The 15,179-nt window shown below is 53.3% G+C and carries 15 protein-coding genes and 1 riboswitch; of the genes, 14 read left to right on the forward strand and 1 reads right to left on the reverse strand.

Translation table 11 applies throughout. The features are described from left to right. The first annotated feature begins 221 nt into the window (after nt 1-221). The 13 genes from leuS to lipA all read left to right on the forward strand — a co-directional run bounded on the left by leuS (nt 222) and on the right by lipA (nt 14,077). Nucleotides 222-2,804, forward strand: coding sequence for a leucine--tRNA ligase (gene leuS / locus MYB54_RS15515; protein WP_248721021.1), 2,583 nt, complete (start codon nt 222-224; stop codon nt 2,802-2,804). A gap of 14 nt (nt 2,805-2,818) precedes the next feature. Next, nucleotides 2,819-3,373, forward strand: coding sequence for an LPS assembly lipoprotein LptE (gene lptE, locus MYB54_RS15520; protein ID WP_010284054.1), 555 nt, complete (start codon nt 2,819-2,821; stop codon nt 3,371-3,373). Further along, on the forward strand, nt 3,370-4,395 hold the full coding sequence (holA, locus tag MYB54_RS15525) for a DNA polymerase III subunit delta (protein ID WP_248721022.1): 1,026 nt from the start codon (nt 3,370-3,372) through the stop codon (nt 4,393-4,395). The genes lptE and holA overlap by 4 nt, the downstream gene beginning before the upstream one ends. Beyond that, a complete protein-coding gene (gene nadD / locus MYB54_RS15530) occupies nt 4,362-5,051 on the forward strand; it encodes a nicotinate-nucleotide adenylyltransferase (RefSeq protein ID WP_248721023.1) in 690 nt (229 codons plus the stop codon). Before holA ends, nadD begins: the two co-directional genes overlap by 34 nt. A gap of 194 nt (nt 5,052-5,245) precedes the next feature. After that, a complete protein-coding gene (gene rsfS, locus MYB54_RS15535) occupies nt 5,246-5,563 on the forward strand; it encodes a ribosome silencing factor (RefSeq protein WP_010284049.1) in 318 nt (105 codons plus the stop codon). A gap of 1 nt (nt 5,564) precedes the next feature. Further along, on the forward strand, nt 5,565-6,035 hold the full coding sequence (gene rlmH, locus MYB54_RS15540; RefSeq protein ID WP_005976291.1) for a 23S rRNA (pseudouridine(1915)-N(3))-methyltransferase RlmH: 471 nt from the start codon (nt 5,565-5,567) through the stop codon (nt 6,033-6,035). A gap of 33 nt (nt 6,036-6,068) precedes the next feature. Beyond that, nucleotides 6,069-7,973 carry a peptidoglycan DD-transpeptidase MrdA gene (mrdA, locus tag MYB54_RS15545; RefSeq protein WP_039498801.1) on the forward strand — a complete coding sequence of 635 codons (1,905 nt, stop codon included), beginning with the start codon at nt 6,069-6,071 and terminating at the stop codon, nt 7,971-7,973. 9 nt (nt 7,974-7,982) lie between these two features. Then, a complete protein-coding gene (gene mrdB / locus MYB54_RS15550) occupies nt 7,983-9,095 on the forward strand; it encodes a peptidoglycan glycosyltransferase MrdB (RefSeq protein WP_014914624.1) in 1,113 nt (370 codons plus the stop codon). Between the two features lie 13 nt (nt 9,096-9,108). Next, a complete protein-coding gene (gene rlpA / locus MYB54_RS15555; protein ID WP_014914623.1) occupies nt 9,109-10,233 on the forward strand; it encodes an endolytic peptidoglycan transglycosylase RlpA in 1,125 nt (374 codons plus the stop codon). Nucleotides 10,234-10,399: 166 nt separating this feature from the next. After that, complete coding sequence (gene dacA, locus MYB54_RS15560; protein WP_010284040.1) at nt 10,400-11,611, forward strand: D-alanyl-D-alanine carboxypeptidase DacA; 1,212 nt, start codon at nt 10,400-10,402, stop codon at nt 11,609-11,611. 150 nt (nt 11,612-11,761) lie between these two features. Next, complete coding sequence (gene ybeD / locus MYB54_RS15565; RefSeq protein ID WP_005976281.1) at nt 11,762-12,025, forward strand: DUF493 family protein YbeD; 264 nt, start codon at nt 11,762-11,764, stop codon at nt 12,023-12,025. Nucleotides 12,026-12,200: 175 nt separating this feature from the next. Continuing rightward, on the forward strand, nt 12,201-12,884 hold the full coding sequence (lipB, locus tag MYB54_RS15570) for a lipoyl(octanoyl) transferase LipB (RefSeq protein ID WP_174435849.1): 684 nt from the start codon (nt 12,201-12,203) through the stop codon (nt 12,882-12,884). A gap of 227 nt (nt 12,885-13,111) precedes the next feature. Then, nucleotides 13,112-14,077: a lipoyl synthase gene (gene lipA / locus MYB54_RS15575; RefSeq protein WP_014914620.1), complete on the forward strand. Its 966-nt coding sequence runs from the start codon at nt 13,112-13,114 to the stop codon at nt 14,075-14,077. Between the two features lie 82 nt (nt 14,078-14,159). On the opposite strand, the gene tatA is transcribed toward lipA, so the two are convergent. Continuing rightward, nucleotides 14,160-14,357, reverse strand: a complete 198-nt coding sequence (gene tatA, locus MYB54_RS15580) for a Sec-independent protein translocase subunit TatA (protein ID WP_039275319.1) — start codon at nt 14,355-14,357, stop codon at nt 14,160-14,162. A 246-nt stretch (nt 14,358-14,603) separates the two neighbouring features. After that, a riboswitch (Fluoride riboswitch) is annotated at nt 14,604-14,708 on the forward strand. Between the two features lie 84 nt (nt 14,709-14,792). Between tatA and crcB the strand changes: the two genes are divergently transcribed. Then, nucleotides 14,793-15,176: a fluoride efflux transporter CrcB gene (gene crcB, locus MYB54_RS15585; RefSeq protein ID WP_010284026.1), complete on the forward strand. Its 384-nt coding sequence runs from the start codon at nt 14,793-14,795 to the stop codon at nt 15,174-15,176. Nucleotides 15,177-15,179 lie beyond the last annotated feature (3 nt).

Genomic DNA, 15,179 nt, shown 5'->3' on the forward strand with positions numbered 1-15,179 from the left:
TCTCTCTCTATTTTAGATTATTTTTTCGGTACGCCTGATAAATTGTCGCCAATTTGCGCAACGCCTCGCAGTATGTCACTCACAGATCAGAAATATTCCTCAGTCGGGCGCTGGGTGTTGTTGCCCGCGCCGCTTACGGCTATGCTATGCGGATCTTTTGTTATGAATCAGAACAGGCTACTCACGTAGCGATTCTTCACTAAACAGGACCCCTGGCAGCCATGCAAGAGCAATACCGCCCAGAAGAGATAGAAGCGGACGTCCAGCTTCACTGGCAAGAGAAGCAGACATTTAAAGTCACCGAACAGCCCGGCAAGGAAAAATACTATTGCCTTTCCATGCTGCCTTACCCTTCTGGCCGACTACATATGGGCCACGTCCGTAATTACACCATCGGCGACGTGATTTCCCGTTATCAGCGCATGCTGGGCAAGAACGTTCTGCAACCGATCGGTTGGGATGCCTTTGGCTTGCCGGCAGAAGGCGCAGCGGTTAAAAACAACACCGCGCCAGCCCCCTGGACCTACGCCAATATCGACTACATGAAAAACCAGCTCAAACTGCTGGGCTTTGGCTATGACTGGGATCGTGAAGTCGCGACCTGTAAACCAGACTACTACCGCTGGGAACAGTGGTTCTTCACCAAGCTGTACGAGAAAGGTCTGGTTTATAAAAAAACCTCCGCCGTTAACTGGTGCCCGAACGACCAGACCGTACTGGCGAACGAACAGGTTATCGACGGCTGCTGCTGGCGTTGTGACACCAAAGTCGAACGCAAAGAAATTCCACAGTGGTTTATCAAAATCACCGCTTACGCAGACCAACTGCTGAACGATCTGGATACGCTGGAAAGCTGGCCTGAGCAGGTCAAAACCATGCAGCGTAACTGGATTGGCCGTTCTGAAGGTGTGGAAATCACCTTTGACGTGGCAGACAGCGGCGAGAAACTGACCGTTTACACCACGCGCCCGGATACGTTCATGGGCGTGACCTACGTTGCCGTTGCCGCTGGTCACCCTCTCGCTGCGCAAGCTGCCGCAACCAACCCAGCGTTGGCCGATTTCATTGCAGAATGCCGTAATACCAAAGTTGCCGAAGCCGACATGGCGACGATGGAGAAAAAAGGCATGGCCACTGGCCTGTATGCGATTCACCCGCTGAACGGTGAGAAAGTCGCTATCTGGGTCGCCAACTTCGTCCTGATGGAATACGGTACGGGCGCAGTGATGGCCGTTCCAGGCCACGACCAGCGTGACTGGGAATTTGCCACCAAATACGATCTGTCCATCAAGCCAGTTATTCTGAACGCCGATGGCAGCGAGCCCGATCTGTCCGCTCAGGCGATGACAGAGAAAGGCAGCCTGTTCAACTCTGGTGAGTTTGACGGTCTGGATTTCGAGGCTGGATTCAACGCTATTGCCGATAAGCTGGTAGAAAAAGGCATCGGCGAGCGTAAAGTCAACTATCGCCTGCGTGACTGGGGCGTCTCCCGTCAGCGTTACTGGGGCGCACCAATCCCAATGGTGACGCTGGAAGATGGCACCGTCATCCCAACGCCAGAAGATCAACTGCCAGTGATCCTGCCGGAAGATGTCGTGATGGATGGCATCACCAGCCCGCTGAAATCTAACCCGGAGTGGGCGAAGACAACCGTTAACGGTCAGCCAGCGCTGCGTGAAACCGACACGTTCGACACCTTTATGGAATCTTCCTGGTACTACGCGCGCTACACCTGCCCGCAGTACGATCAGGGAATGCTGGATCCGGCTGCTGCCAACTACTGGCTGCCCGTTGACCAATACGTTGGCGGTATCGAACACGCCATCATGCACCTGATGTATTTCCGCTTCTTCCACAAACTGATGCGCGACGCTGGTCTGGTGACCTCTGATGAACCCGCCAAACGCCTGCTGTGTCAGGGCATGGTGCTGGCCGACGCCTTCTACTATCTGGGCAATAACGGCGAACGCATCTGGGTGTCTCCGACCGACGTAACCGTTGAGCGTGATGAGAAAGGACGCATCGTCAAAGCCGTCGATAACGAAGGTCGTGACGTGGTTTACGCGGGCATGAGCAAAATGTCGAAGTCTAAAAACAACGGCATCGACCCGCAGGTCATGGTAGAGAAATACGGTGCAGATACCGTGCGTCTGTTCATGATGTTTGCTTCTCCGGCGGAAATGACGCTGGAATGGCAGGAATCCGGCGTAGAGGGCGCAAACCGCTTCCTGAAACGCGTCTGGAGACAAGCCTTCGAGCATACTGAGAAAGGTGCGGTAACGGCTCTGGATATCGCTACACTGACGGAAGATCAGAAATCACTGCGCCGCGATCTGCACAAAACGATTGCTAAAGTGACCGACGATATCGGCCGTCGCCAGACCTTCAACACCGCGATCGCCGCCATCATGGAGCTGATGAACAAGCTGGCGAAAGCGCCGCAGGACAGCGATCAGGATCGCGCCCTGACGCAGGAAATCATGCTGGCTGTCGTTCGTATGCTGTATCCGTTCACGCCGCACGTTTGCTTCACGCTGTGGCAGGCGCTGCAAGGTGAAGGCGACGTTGATACTGCGCCGTGGCCGGTTGCAGATGAGAACGCGATGGTTGAAGATTCCAAGCTGGTTGTTGTTCAGGTTAACGGTAAAGTACGTGGTAAAATCACCGTTGCCGCTGACGCAAGCGAAGAACAGGTTCGCGAACGCGCTGCACAGGAACCGCTGGTCGCGAAATATCTGGACGGCGTCACGGTTCGCAAAGTGATTTATGTCCCTGGCAAACTGCTTAACCTGGTTGTGGGTTAAGGCAAGGAGGAACTGTGCGACATCGTCTATTCACGTTGTTGCTGGGGCTGGCGGTGTTAATCACCGCTGGCTGCGGTTTTCATCTGCGCGGCACGACACAAGTGCCTGCGCAGTTACAAACACTGGTGCTCGACAGCAGCGATCCTTATGGTCCGCTAACGCGTGCAGTACGTGAGCAGCTCCGTCTCAGCGATGTGAAAATCGTTGACGATGCGACGCGTCAGGATATCCCGTCTCTGCGGGTACTGGGCTCAAGCGAAACGCGCGATACCGTCTCTATTTTTCAGGACGGTAAAACAGCGGAGTACCAGATGGTGCTAACGTTGCAAGCGCAGGTGCTGATGCCGGGTGAAGATATTTATCCGCTCAGCGTGACGGTGTTCCGCACGTTCTTTGATAACCCGCTGGCTGCACTGGCGAAAGATGCTGAACAGGACATCGTCCGTCAGGAAATGCGTGAGCAGGCTGCCCAGCAGTTGGTGCGTAAATTGCTGACCGTCAACGGTAGTCAGGAAGTCAAAAATCGGTTGCAGTCTACCGATTCCACCGCTGCCGCCACGCGTTCATGATTCGGCTTTACCCCGAACAACTCACCGCGCAGCTCCATGAGGGGCTGCGCGGTTGTTATTTGGCCTTTGGTTCAGACCCGCTGCTGCTGCAGGAAAGTCTCGACAGCATCAAACGGGTCGCTCAACAGCACGAATTCAGCGAGCATTTCAGCTTCATCCTGGATCTTCATACCGACTGGGATGCGATTTTCAGCACCTGTCAGGCGCTCAGCCTATTCGCCTCGCGCCAATCGCTCTTACTGGTTTTGCCGGAAAACGGCCCAAATGCCGCGATGGGTGAAAATCTGGTTAAGCTCTCTGGATTATTGCACCCCGATATTTTGCTGATTCTGCGCGGTCATAAGCTGACCAAAGCGCAGGAAAACAGCGCCTGGTTTAAAGCGCTGGCGCAAGACAGCGTCTATATCAATTGTCTGACGCCGGAACAGGCCCAGCTCCCTCGCTGGGTTGCTCAACGTGCCAAGTCCATGAAGTTAACTCTGGATGACCAGGCCACGCAGCTCATTTGCTATTGCTATGAAGGCAACTTGCTCGCGCTGTCTCAGGCGTTAGAGCGGCTGGCGCTGCTTTATCCCGATGGCAAACTGACCCTGCCGCGCGTGGAAAGTGCAGTCAATGATGCCGCTCACTTCACGCCGTTCCACTGGCTTGATGCGCTGCTGGCAGGCAAAGGCAAACGCGCCTGGCACATTTTGCAGCAGTTAAAACAGGAAGATTGCGAGCCTGTCATTTTATTGCGCACGCTACAGCGTGAACTGCTACAGCTGCTGGCGCTAAAACGGCGCATGTCAGACACGCCGCTGCGTACGCTTTTCGATCAGCAAAAAGTGTGGCAAAACCGGCGTGACCTGCTCACTCAGGCACTGCAGCGGCTTTCTCTTCAACAGCTACAGCAGGCCGTACGATTGCTAACGCAGGTGGAAATAACCTTAAAGCAAGACTATGGTCAGTCCGTTTGGTCTGAACTGGAATCGCTTGCCATGCTTCTGTGCGGCAAAGCCTTGCCGGAGGCATTCATCTGAATACGTCACCCGCAGCGCCATCCCTGACCGCGTTTTTTGGCGGCACGTTTGACCCGATTCATTACGGTCACCTTCAGCCAGTGACTGCACTGGCAAAGCTCGTGGGACTGACCCAGGTCGTCCTGATGCCCAATAACGTTCCGCCGCACCGGCAGCAGCCCGAAGCCAGTTCCCGGCAGCGTTTTCATATGGCTGAGCTGGCCGTGGAAGGCAACCCGTTATTTACCGTGGACGATCGTGAACTGCAACGGCAAACGCCCTCCTATACCATCGATACGCTGGAAGCGCTGCGTGCTGAAAAAGGCCGAGATGCACCACTGGGCTTTATCATCGGGCAAGATTCGCTGCTAACGCTGCACCACTGGCACCGCTGGCAGGATCTGCTTAGCGTCTGTCATTTGCTGGTATGCGCTCGGCCCGGCTATCGCTCGACGTTGGAAACGCCCGAATTACAGCAGTGGCTGGACGATCATCTGACGCACACGCCGGCCGATCTTCATCGCCAACCGCAGGGACGGATTTTTTTAGCAGACACGCCGCTGGTCACCATTTCCGCCACGGACATTCGCCAGCGTCGCCAGCAAGGTCTGGACTGTCGCGATTTATTACCCCCCGCCGTGCTCAGCTACATCGACGAAAGCGGCCTGTACCAATAACACCGCTTTTCCTGCCCATCAGCCACGGGCTTTATACCACTCGGTAAAAGTGCGTGATATACTCCGCGGCTGGTTTCAATCACCGGGAAACACGAGAATTCTCGGCAATTACTCGGTGATTCACCTTTTTCCTAAACAATTCAGCGCCACACGCGTTCGTCAGTTGCTGACAAAACGCCATTGAGGGGGAACCTTTGCAAGGCCAAGCACTCCAAGACTTCGTTATTGATAAGGTCGATGACTTAAAAGCCCAGGATATTGTTGCACTTAACGTGCAGGGTAAGTCCAGCATCACCGATTACATGGTTATCTGTACGGGTACCTCTACGCGTCATGTCGCTTCTATCGCCGATCACGTCGTGCAATCTTCACGCGCCGCAGGTCTGATTCCACTCGGTGTTGAAGGCGAAAGCGCTGCTGACTGGGTTGTTGTCGATTTAGGTGACGTGATGGTTCATGTCATGCAAGAAGAAAGCCGCCAGTTGTACGAATTAGAAAAATTGTGGGGCTAGTATGAAACTGCAACTGGTCGCCGTTGGCACCAAAATGCCCGACTGGGTGCAGACTGGTTTCACCGATTATCTGCGCCGTTTCCCAAAGGACATGCCTTTCGAATTACTCGAAATTCCGGCGGGGAAACGGGGTAAAAATGCGGACATCAAACGCATTCTGGAGCGCGAAGGCGAACAGATGCTAGCCGCAGTAGGCAAAGGCAACCGCATTGTTACGCTGGACATACCCGGGACTCGCTGGGAGACGCCGCAGTTGGCACAACAGCTAGAGCGCTGGAAACAGGACGGACGCGACGTCAGTTTGCTGATTGGCGGACCGGAAGGACTTTCGCCGGAGTGCAAAGCCGCAGCAGAACAAAGCTGGTCACTCTCGCCATTAACGCTGCCGCACCCGCTTGTTCGTGTACTGGTGGCGGAGAGCCTGTACCGTGCATGGAGCATTACGACTAATCACCCTTACCATCGGGAGTAAGGCGATACGATGAAACCTGTGAAATAACGCTGGATGAAAGTAGAACGTAAACCCTTTCGTGATTATACGGCTGAGTCCGCCCTGTTTGTGCGCCGTGCTTTGGTAGCCTTTCTGGGCATTTTGCTGCTTTCCGGTGTATTAGTCGCTAATCTTTATCATCTGCAAATTGTGCGCGTTGATGACTACCGCACACGTTCTAATGAGAACCGCATTAAGCTGGTTCCTATCGCGCCCAGCCGCGGCATTATCTATGACCGTAACGGCACCCCGCTGGCGCTGAACCGCACTATCTATCAGTTAGAACTGGTACCCGACAAAGTCGACAACCTTAAAGATACGCTGGAAGCTCTGCGCCCTGTCGTCGATCTGACCGATAGCGATCTGGAAAATTTTGAAAAAGAGCGCAAGCGCTCACGCCGCTTTACCTCTATTCCGGTAAAAACCGGGCTCGATGAGATTCAGGTCGCTCGTTTTGCCGTCAACCAATACCGCTTCCCCGGCGTTGAAGTGAAAGGCTACCAGCGCCGCTACTATCCCTATGGTTCTGCACTGACGCACGTCATCGGCTATGTTTCCAAAATCACCGATAAAGAAGTAGAGCGGCTGACCAAAGAAGAAAAAATTGCCGACTATGCCGCCACGCGTGACATTGGTAAGCTCGGGATTGAACGTCATTACGAAGACCTGCTGCACGGCAAGCCCGGTTATGAAGAAGTTGAGGTTAACAACCGTGGCCGCGTGATCCGCCAACTCCACGAACAGCCACCGCAGGCCGGGCGTGATATTTATCTGACGCTGGATCTAAGCCTGCAAATCTATATCGAGAAACTGCTGGAAGGCAGCCGTGCGGCCGTGATTGTCACCGACCCACGCGACGGCGGTATTCTGGCGATGGTTTCCACGCCCAGTTACGATCCCAACCTCTTTGTCGACGGGATTTCCACCAAGAATTACGCAAAACTCCAAAGCGATCCCGATCGTCCGCTGATCAATCGCGCGACACAGGGGATTTACCCCCCTGCCTCCACCGTTAAACCTTATATCGCGGTTTCCGCCCTGACAGCGGGCGTGATTACCACGAACACCAGCCTGTTCGATCCTGGCTGGTGGCAATTGCCGGGCTCCGAAAAGCGCTTCCGCGACTGGAAAAAATGGGGACATGGTCGCCTTAACCTCACCAAATCGCTGGAAGAGTCCGCGGATACCTTCTTCTATCAGGTCGCTTATGACATGGGCATCGATCGCCTGTCCGAATGGATGAACAAATTTGGTTACGGCGAGAGAACCGGTATCGATATTTCGGAAGAAAGCAAAGGCAATATGCCAACGCGCGAGTGGAAATTAGGACGCTTCAAAAAACCCTGGTATCAAGGGGATACGATTCCGGTCGGGATTGGTCAAGGTTATTGGACCGCAACGCCTATCCAAATGAATAAGGCACTGGTGACGCTGATCAACGACGGTCAGGTCAAAACGCCGCACCTGCTTTATAGCTCGCGGGAAAATGGCAAGATTGTGCCTTTCCGGCAGACAGAGAATCAGCAAATTGGCAACATCCACTCTGGCTATTGGGAAGTGGCGAAGGATGGGATGTATGGCGTAGCTAATCGGCCTAACGGTACTGCCCACAAAAGCTTTGAGGATGCGCCTTATAAAATTGCGGCCAAATCCGGTACGGCACAGGTTTTCGGCCTGAAAGAAAACGAAACCTATAATGCGCACAAGATCGCAGAACATCTGCGTGACCATAAATTAATGGTTGCGTTTGCCCCCTATAAAGACCCTAAAGTAGCGATGTCGATTATTCTGGAAAACGGTGGAGCAGGTCCGACCGTTGGCACCATCACCCGCCAGATCCTCGATCATATTCTGCTGGGTGATAACAATACCGATTTACCCAGTGCGCCTCCTGCGCCACCGGGTAGCGAGAGTGAGTAACAGATAGTCATGACCGATAGCCAACAAAAGGGATCGTTCTGGGCGAAAATCCATATCGATCTGCCGTTTCTTCTCTGCATCCTGGCACTGCTGGGCTATAGCCTATTTGTCTTATGGAGCGCCAGCGGGCAAGACATCGGCATGATGGAACGAAAAGTCGTTCAAATCGTGTTGGGGTTTACGGTGATGATTGTGATGGCGCAAATTCCCCCACGCGTGTACGAAGGCTGGGCGCCCTACCTCTATATCGTCTGCGTAATTTTGTTGCTCATCGTGGATATTTTTGGGCAAATCAGTAAAGGCGCACAGCGCTGGCTGGATCTGGGCTTTATCCGTTTTCAGCCGTCAGAAATTGCCAAGATCGCCGTACCGCTGATGGTCGCGCGTTTTATCAACCGTGATATGTGCCCGCCGTCGTTAAAAAATACGGCAATCGCGCTGGTGCTGATTTTTGTCCCTACGCTGCTGGTTGCCGCGCAGCCCGACTTAGGTACCTCGATTCTGGTCGCGCTATCAGGGCTATTTGTGCTTTTCCTCGCCGGTATGAGCTGGCGCTTGATTGGCATCGCCGTCCTGCTACTTGCTGCTTTTATTCCTATACTCTGGTTTTTCCTGATGCATGATTATCAGCGCGCCAGAGTCATGATGCTGCTCGATCCAGAAAGCGATCCGCTCGGAGCCGGGTACCATATTATTCAGTCGAAAATTGCGATAGGCTCAGGCGGGCTGTCTGGAAAAGGCTGGCTGCATGGCACCCAATCTCAGTTAGAGTTTCTGCCAGAGCGCCACACCGACTTTATCTTTGCCGTGCTGTCTGAAGAGCTTGGGTTAATCGGTGTGTTGGTTCTGCTCGCCATGTATCTGTTCATGATTATGCGTGGCTTGGTCATCGCCGCAAATGCGCAAACCTCGTTCGGCCGGGTAATGGTCGGCGGGCTGATGTTGATTCTGTTTTTCTATGTGTTCGTCAATATCGGGATGGTCAGCGGTATACTTCCCGTCGTTGGCGTGCCGCTGCCGCTAGTCAGCTACGGTGGGTCGGCGCTGGTCGTCTTAATGGCGGGGTTCGGTATCGTCATGTCGATACATACTCACCGCAAACTGCTATCTAAGAATTTATAACACGAGGTGAGCAATGCGTAAGGATTGGCTTTGGGTCGGCGTAGCAACTCTGGCGCTTGCGGCCTGTACCACAACGGAACAGCGGCAGCCTGCGCCGCCCGTGACTCAGGTTTACAGCGGACCGACGGAAGAGATCGGTGGCGCAGAACCGCGTTACGAACCCTACAATCAGGGTACGCTGCAAGACTACAGCATCAAAGGCAAGAGCTATAAGATTGTCAAAAACCCGCAAAATTTTAGCGAGACAGGTTTAGCCGCATGGTACGGCGAAGAAGCCAGCGGTAACCGCACGTCAATCGGCGAAACGTTTGATCCTAATGCGATAACCGCCGCCCACCCAACGCTGCCTCTGCCAAGCTATGTCCGCGTGACCAACCTGAGTAACGGTCGCCGTCTGGTAGTACGCGTGAACGACCGCGGGCCGTATACGCCGGGCAGAATTATCGATCTGTCGAAAGCCGCAGGCGATCGGCTGAATATCTCGAACAATACCAAAGTAAAAGTGGACTTCATCAGCGTCGCACCAGACGGTACGCTCTCCGGCCCCGGAACCGTGGGCACCACCGTCGCTAAGCAAAGCTTCGCGCTGCCGGAACGTCCGAGCTTCGGTGCCAGCGGACTGGGCACACCGATGATGGAAACGACGTCGCCAACGCCCAACAGCGCCGTGCGCCCGATTAGCAATAGCAGCCTGAGTGCACCAGCAGAAAGCACACAACCGCAGAGCAGCGCGCCGTCGCACAGCGGTGGTTTTCTGGGGGCACCTTCCGCCCTGCGTGCTGGCGTAGTTGAGTCCAGCGTGACGCCAGCGGTAGCGCCATCATCATCCGCTGCGCCAATGAACGCCGCGCCAGCTGCAGCTGCAACAGTTGCCGCTCCCGCGACTGCAACGCCATCTGCCACGGGGCGCTATGTGGTTCAGGTCGGTGCATTGAGCGATCAACAGCGCGCGCAAACCTGGCAGCGCAGCCTGAGCGAACGCTTCCGCGTGGCCGGGAAAGTCACGGCGAGCGGCGGCCTGTATCGTATTCAACTGGGGCCATTCCAGAATCGTCAGCAAGCCGCTGAACTTCAACAACGTTTGTCAGTCGAAGCTCAGCAGCAGTCGTTTATTACCGCCGCACCCAGCACCCTCTAGTAACAGATAATCGGCAGACTCACGCAGCGAAAACGGCGGCTATGGCATTGAACATACCGCCCTTTTGCAAAATCACGTAACGTAATGTCTGGTGCCTGCCTATTTCCCATCTGCTATAGTGTGGCTCGTTTTTTAACTCATACCCACGGATGTTGTTGTTCCAATCATGAATACTGTAAACACGTCTCGTTTTACTAAACGTACTGCGCTTGGCGCACTGCTCGCCATTAGCGCCTCTTCCTTTGCCTATGCCGAAGATATCAATCTTAAAACGATGATCCCTGGCGTCCCGCAAATCGATGCTGAATCCTACATCCTGATTGATTACAACTCTGGGAAAGTGTTGGCGGAAATGAATGCCGACACGCGCCGCGATCCGGCCAGCTTAACGAAAATGATGACCAGCTACGTAATTGGTCAGGCCATTAAATCAGGAAAAATCAGCCCGAACGACATCGTTACCGTCGGTAAAGATGCCTGGGCAACCGGCAACCCGACCTTCCAGGGCTCTTCCCTGATGTTCCTGAAGCCGGGCGACCGCGTTCCTGTCTCCCAGTTAAACCGCGGCATCATTCTGCAATCTGGTAACGATGCCTGCGTCGCGATGGCTGACTACGTTGCCGGCAGTCAGGATGCCTTCGTTAACCTGATGAACGGTTACGTGAAAGCACTGGGGCTGAAAAATACCAATTTTGAAACCGTGCACGGTCTTGATGCGCCGGGCCAGTTCAGTTCGGCACGCGATATGGCTCTGATCGGTCAGGCGCTGATCCGCGATGTGCCAGAAGAATATGCGACCTACAAAGAGAAAGAGTTCACGTTCAACAATATTCGTCAGCCTAACCGTAACGGTTTGCTGTGGGATTCCAGTCTGAATGTTGACGGCATCAAAACGGGCCATACGTCATCAGCGGGCTTTAATCTGGTCGCCTCGGCAACAGAAGGCCAGATGCGCCTGATTTCTGCGGTACTGGGTGGACGTAACGCCAAAGGCCGCGAATCAGAAAGTAAGAAACTGCTGACCTGGGGCTTCCGCTTCTTTGAAACCGTCGCGCCATTGAAAGCAGGCAAAGAATTCGCTTCTGAGCCCGTCTGGTTTGGCGACAGCGACCGCGTTGCGCTGGGCGTTGAGAAAGATGCCTACCTGACTATTCCGCGCGGCCGTATGAAAGATCTGAAAGCCAGCTATGTTCTGGACAACACGGAACTGCATGCGCCGTTAGCCAAAAATCAGGTTGTGGGTTCCATCAACTTCCAACTGGATGGCAAAACCATCGACCAGCGCCCGCTGGTGGTCATGAACGAAGTGAAAGAAGGCGGGATCTTTGGCCGCATGATCGACTACATCAAACTGATGTTCCATCACTGGTTCGGCTAATCCCCCTTGTGTGGGGCCAAAACGTCCCCATATAGATACCATCCATAACTCCCGCAGAACGCGGGAGTTATGCTTTTTTAGTATACTGTACTGATGTCAGTGCTAATACCGCCGGAATAATGCCGACGTATTACTCTCTCTGGAGCGCAAATGAAAACCAAATTAAACGAACTGCTTGAATTCCCGTGTGTTTTTACCTACAAGGTCATGGGCGAGGCAAAACCAGAGTTGGTCGATCTGGTCGTTGAAGTGGTACAGCGTCATGCGCCAGGCGACTACACGCCGCAGATCAAACCCAGCAGCAAAGGGAATTATCACTCCGTTTCCATCACCATCACTGCGACACACATTGAGCAGGTCGAAACGCTGTACGAAGAACTGGGCAACATCGACATCGTGCGCATGGTTCTGTAAAGCATAGAATTCTGTAAAGCATGAGTTCTGTAAGACCTGGGGTTCTGTAAAAGTCGTACTGTAATCAAAACGGGCGGGAAAACTGGCCAGTACGGCAGGGTTTTGTGATTTTGCAAAGTGCTGTTCGCTGAGGCTTCCCGCCGTTATAATCCCCCCACCTTTCCTTAACCTGAAGATGACACACTTGCTACAGGATAAGATCATCGTACGCCAATTTGACGTACAGCCGTATGAACCCGTCTCTCTGGCGATGCATAATTTCACCGACCGACGTGATGATAAAACCCCAGATGAAATCTGGCTGGTTCAGCACCCTCGCGTATTTACGCAGGGTCAGGCAGGCAAAGCCGAACATGTCCTCATGCCCGGTGATATTCCCGTGATTCAGAGTGACAGAGGCGGTCAGGTGACCTACCACGGCCCCGGCCAGCAGGTCATGTACGTGTTGATTGATCTGAAACGTCGCAAGCTCGGCGTTCGTCAGCTCGTCACTGCCATCGAAAACACGGTGATCGGCACACTGGCACATTTCCAGATTGAAGCTCATGCGCGCCCTGATGCGCCTGGCGTTTACGTAGGCGAGCGTAAAATCTGTTCGCTAGGGCTGCGTATTCGCAAAGGCTGCTCTTTCCACGGGCTGGCGCTCAATATTGCCATGGATCTCTCCCCTTTCCTGCGTATCAACCCGTGTGGTTACGCCGGAATGGAGATGACGCAACTCAGCGATCTGGTGCCGGGCGTCACGGTAGATGACACCGCCCCTGTGCTGGTGAACACCTTTTTGCAGTTAGTCGGCTACTCCGCACCCGAATTTGTTTCGTGGAATCTGGACGTTCAGGGTGAGCCGCTTCCTGGTTAGCGCATCTCATCCTGTTAATAAAAATCAGTCAGTTAGACGATCGTTTTTTGATAAATTACATTTTATTCACATAATTTCTTCATTTTGATCGCGCAAAGGCTGATTGTGGTTAGGCAAGATGATATAATTTTTATAGTTTTTTAAAAAAAAGTTTAACTAAAAACATAATCCTTTGAATTTGAATTACAAATTTAAAGAAACGATTCAGAACTGGAACTTACGCAAACATGAGTAAACCGATTCAGATCGAACGCGGCGTTAAATACCGCGATGCCGATAAGATGGCGCTAATCCCGGTACGTACCGTCGTCACCGAACGCCAAGAGCTTCTGCGCAAACCTGAATGGATGAAGATTAAACTTCCGGCAGATTCAAGCCGTATTCAGGGAATCAAAGCGGCCATGCGCAAAAACGGGTTGCACTCAGTTTGCGAAGAAGCGTCCTGTCCGAATCTGGCGGAGTGTTTCAACCACGGTACCGCCACCTTCATGATTCTGGGTGCCATTTGTACCCGTCGCTGCCCGTTCTGTGACGTTGCACACGGCCGCCCGCTTACGCCGGATGCCAATGAGCCTGAGAAACTGGCACAGACCATTCATGACATGGGTTTACGCTATGTCGTGATCACCTCCGTTGACCGTGATGATCTGCGCGACGGCGGAGCCCAGCACTTTGCAGACTGTATCAGCGCCATTCGCCGCAAAAACCCGAGTATCCGCATCGAAACGCTGGTGCCAGACTTCCGTGGACGTATGGATCGCGCGTTAGAGATCCTGACCGCCACGCCGCCAGATGTGTTCAACCACAATCTGGAAAACGTACCACGCGTTTACCGTCAGGTTCGCCCTGGTGCGAACTATGAGTGGTCACTGAAGCTGCTGGAAAACTTTAAAAAAGCGCATCCAGATATCCCAACCAAATCTGGCCTGATGGTTGGATTGGGGGAAACCAATGCGGAAATCGTGGAAGTGATGCGTGACCTGCGCCGCCACGGTGTGACGATGCTAACGCTGGGACAATATTTACAGCCGAGCCGCCATCACCTGCCGGTACAACGCTACGTCAGCCCGGATGAATTCGATGAGATGAAGGCCGAAGCGATGGCGATGGGCTTTACCCACGCTGCCTGCGGTCCATTTGTTCGCTCGTCCTACCATGCCGACCTACAGGCAAAGGGCATCGAAGTAAAATAAGCGCTCATACATATTTACACATTTTTTGTGTGGGATAAAAAACGGACGGCAATTGCCGTCCGTTTTGCTGTGTGAGATGCGATCAGGGTTCTTTACGAGATGAATCATGCAGCGCTGCCGTATCATCCGTCTTTGCCGGCTGCTCATCACTCATCGCCTTCTTGAAGCCTTTAATCGCCGCGCCCAAGTCACCGCCGAGGCTACGAAGTTTATTCGTACCGAACAGTAGAATGATTAACGCGCCAATCACCAACAGCTTGGCAATACTGATACCTTCCATACAAACCTACCTGATTTAGATGCTGGAGACGCCAGCGAACGAGAACGATTTTTATTGAAAATAATTCTTTTACTCTATGTCCTCTATCTAAGACCTTATGCAGCACGACACAATTTGCATCTGTAACAAATTGCATCTATAAAAAAGTAAGACGCGGCAAAAGCACTTTCGCCCGTATTCAGATTGCTTTACAACTTTCACCTCGGCAGCACTACAAAAGTCCCTTCTGACGGCGTAAACTTTCCCTACTACAGCGGAGATGACATTCCTCCCTACCCTCGCGCAGCCAAAACGCTGACAGCCTTAAAAACAGGGTACAACCGCCACTCGGCTAATGATGTCTACGTCCACCTCGCAGAGAGGGCGTAGCGTCCTGCCCCATACTCTCCGAGACCACAAAAGCAATTCAGGCAAAACAACCCAAGAAAGGTTTCTATGTTTAGTACATTACTCGCGGTATTTATTGGTGGCGGAGTCGGTAGCGTGGCGCGCTGGCAGCTTGGCGTGAAGTTTAACAATCTGTATCCAACGCTGCCGCTGGGCACTCTGCTTGCCAACGTGATCGGGGCTTTTGTTATTGGCGGCGCACTCGCTTTCTTCCTGCGCCATCCTCATCTCGATCAGGACTGGAAAATATTGATTACCACCGGGCTGTGCGGCGGTTTAACGACGTTTTCGACCTTTTCCGCAGAAGTCGTCATGTTCCTGCAAAGTGGACAATTGGCGGCGGCGGGGTTACACGTCCTGTTGAATCTGGCGGGTTCGTTGCTCATGACCGCACTGGCGTTTGCGCTGGTCACGTGGGTGACAACACACTGATGT

Source organism: Pectobacterium nicotianae (assembly GCF_023272715.1).
Lineage (GTDB): Bacteria > Pseudomonadota > Gammaproteobacteria > Enterobacterales > Enterobacteriaceae > Pectobacterium > Pectobacterium brasiliense.

Coding starts and splice junctions, on each gene's coding strand:
- ybeD (WP_005976281.1), top strand. CDS start 11,762: ATGAAAACCAAATTAAACGAACTGCTTGAATTCCCGTGTGTTTTTACC.
- mrdB (WP_014914624.1), top strand. CDS start 7,983: ATGACCGATAGCCAACAAAAGGGATCGTTCTGGGCGAAAATCCATATC.
- mrdA (WP_039498801.1), top strand. CDS start 6,069: ATGAAAGTAGAACGTAAACCCTTTCGTGATTATACGGCTGAGTCCGCC.
- rlmH (WP_005976291.1), top strand. CDS start 5,565: ATGAAACTGCAACTGGTCGCCGTTGGCACCAAAATGCCCGACTGGGTG.
- dacA (WP_010284040.1), top strand. CDS start 10,400: ATGAATACTGTAAACACGTCTCGTTTTACTAAACGTACTGCGCTTGGC.
- holA (WP_248721022.1), top strand. CDS start 3,370: ATGATTCGGCTTTACCCCGAACAACTCACCGCGCAGCTCCATGAGGGG.
- lipB (WP_174435849.1), top strand. CDS start 12,201: ATGACACACTTGCTACAGGATAAGATCATCGTACGCCAATTTGACGTA.
- crcB (WP_010284026.1), top strand. CDS start 14,793: ATGTTTAGTACATTACTCGCGGTATTTATTGGTGGCGGAGTCGGTAGC.
- rlpA (WP_014914623.1), top strand. CDS start 9,109: ATGCGTAAGGATTGGCTTTGGGTCGGCGTAGCAACTCTGGCGCTTGCG.
- leuS (WP_248721021.1), top strand. CDS start 222: ATGCAAGAGCAATACCGCCCAGAAGAGATAGAAGCGGACGTCCAGCTT.
- tatA (WP_039275319.1), bottom strand. CDS start 14,357: ATGGAAGGTATCAGTATTGCCAAGCTGTTGGTGATTGGCGCGTTAATC.
- lipA (WP_014914620.1), top strand. CDS start 13,112: ATGAGTAAACCGATTCAGATCGAACGCGGCGTTAAATACCGCGATGCC.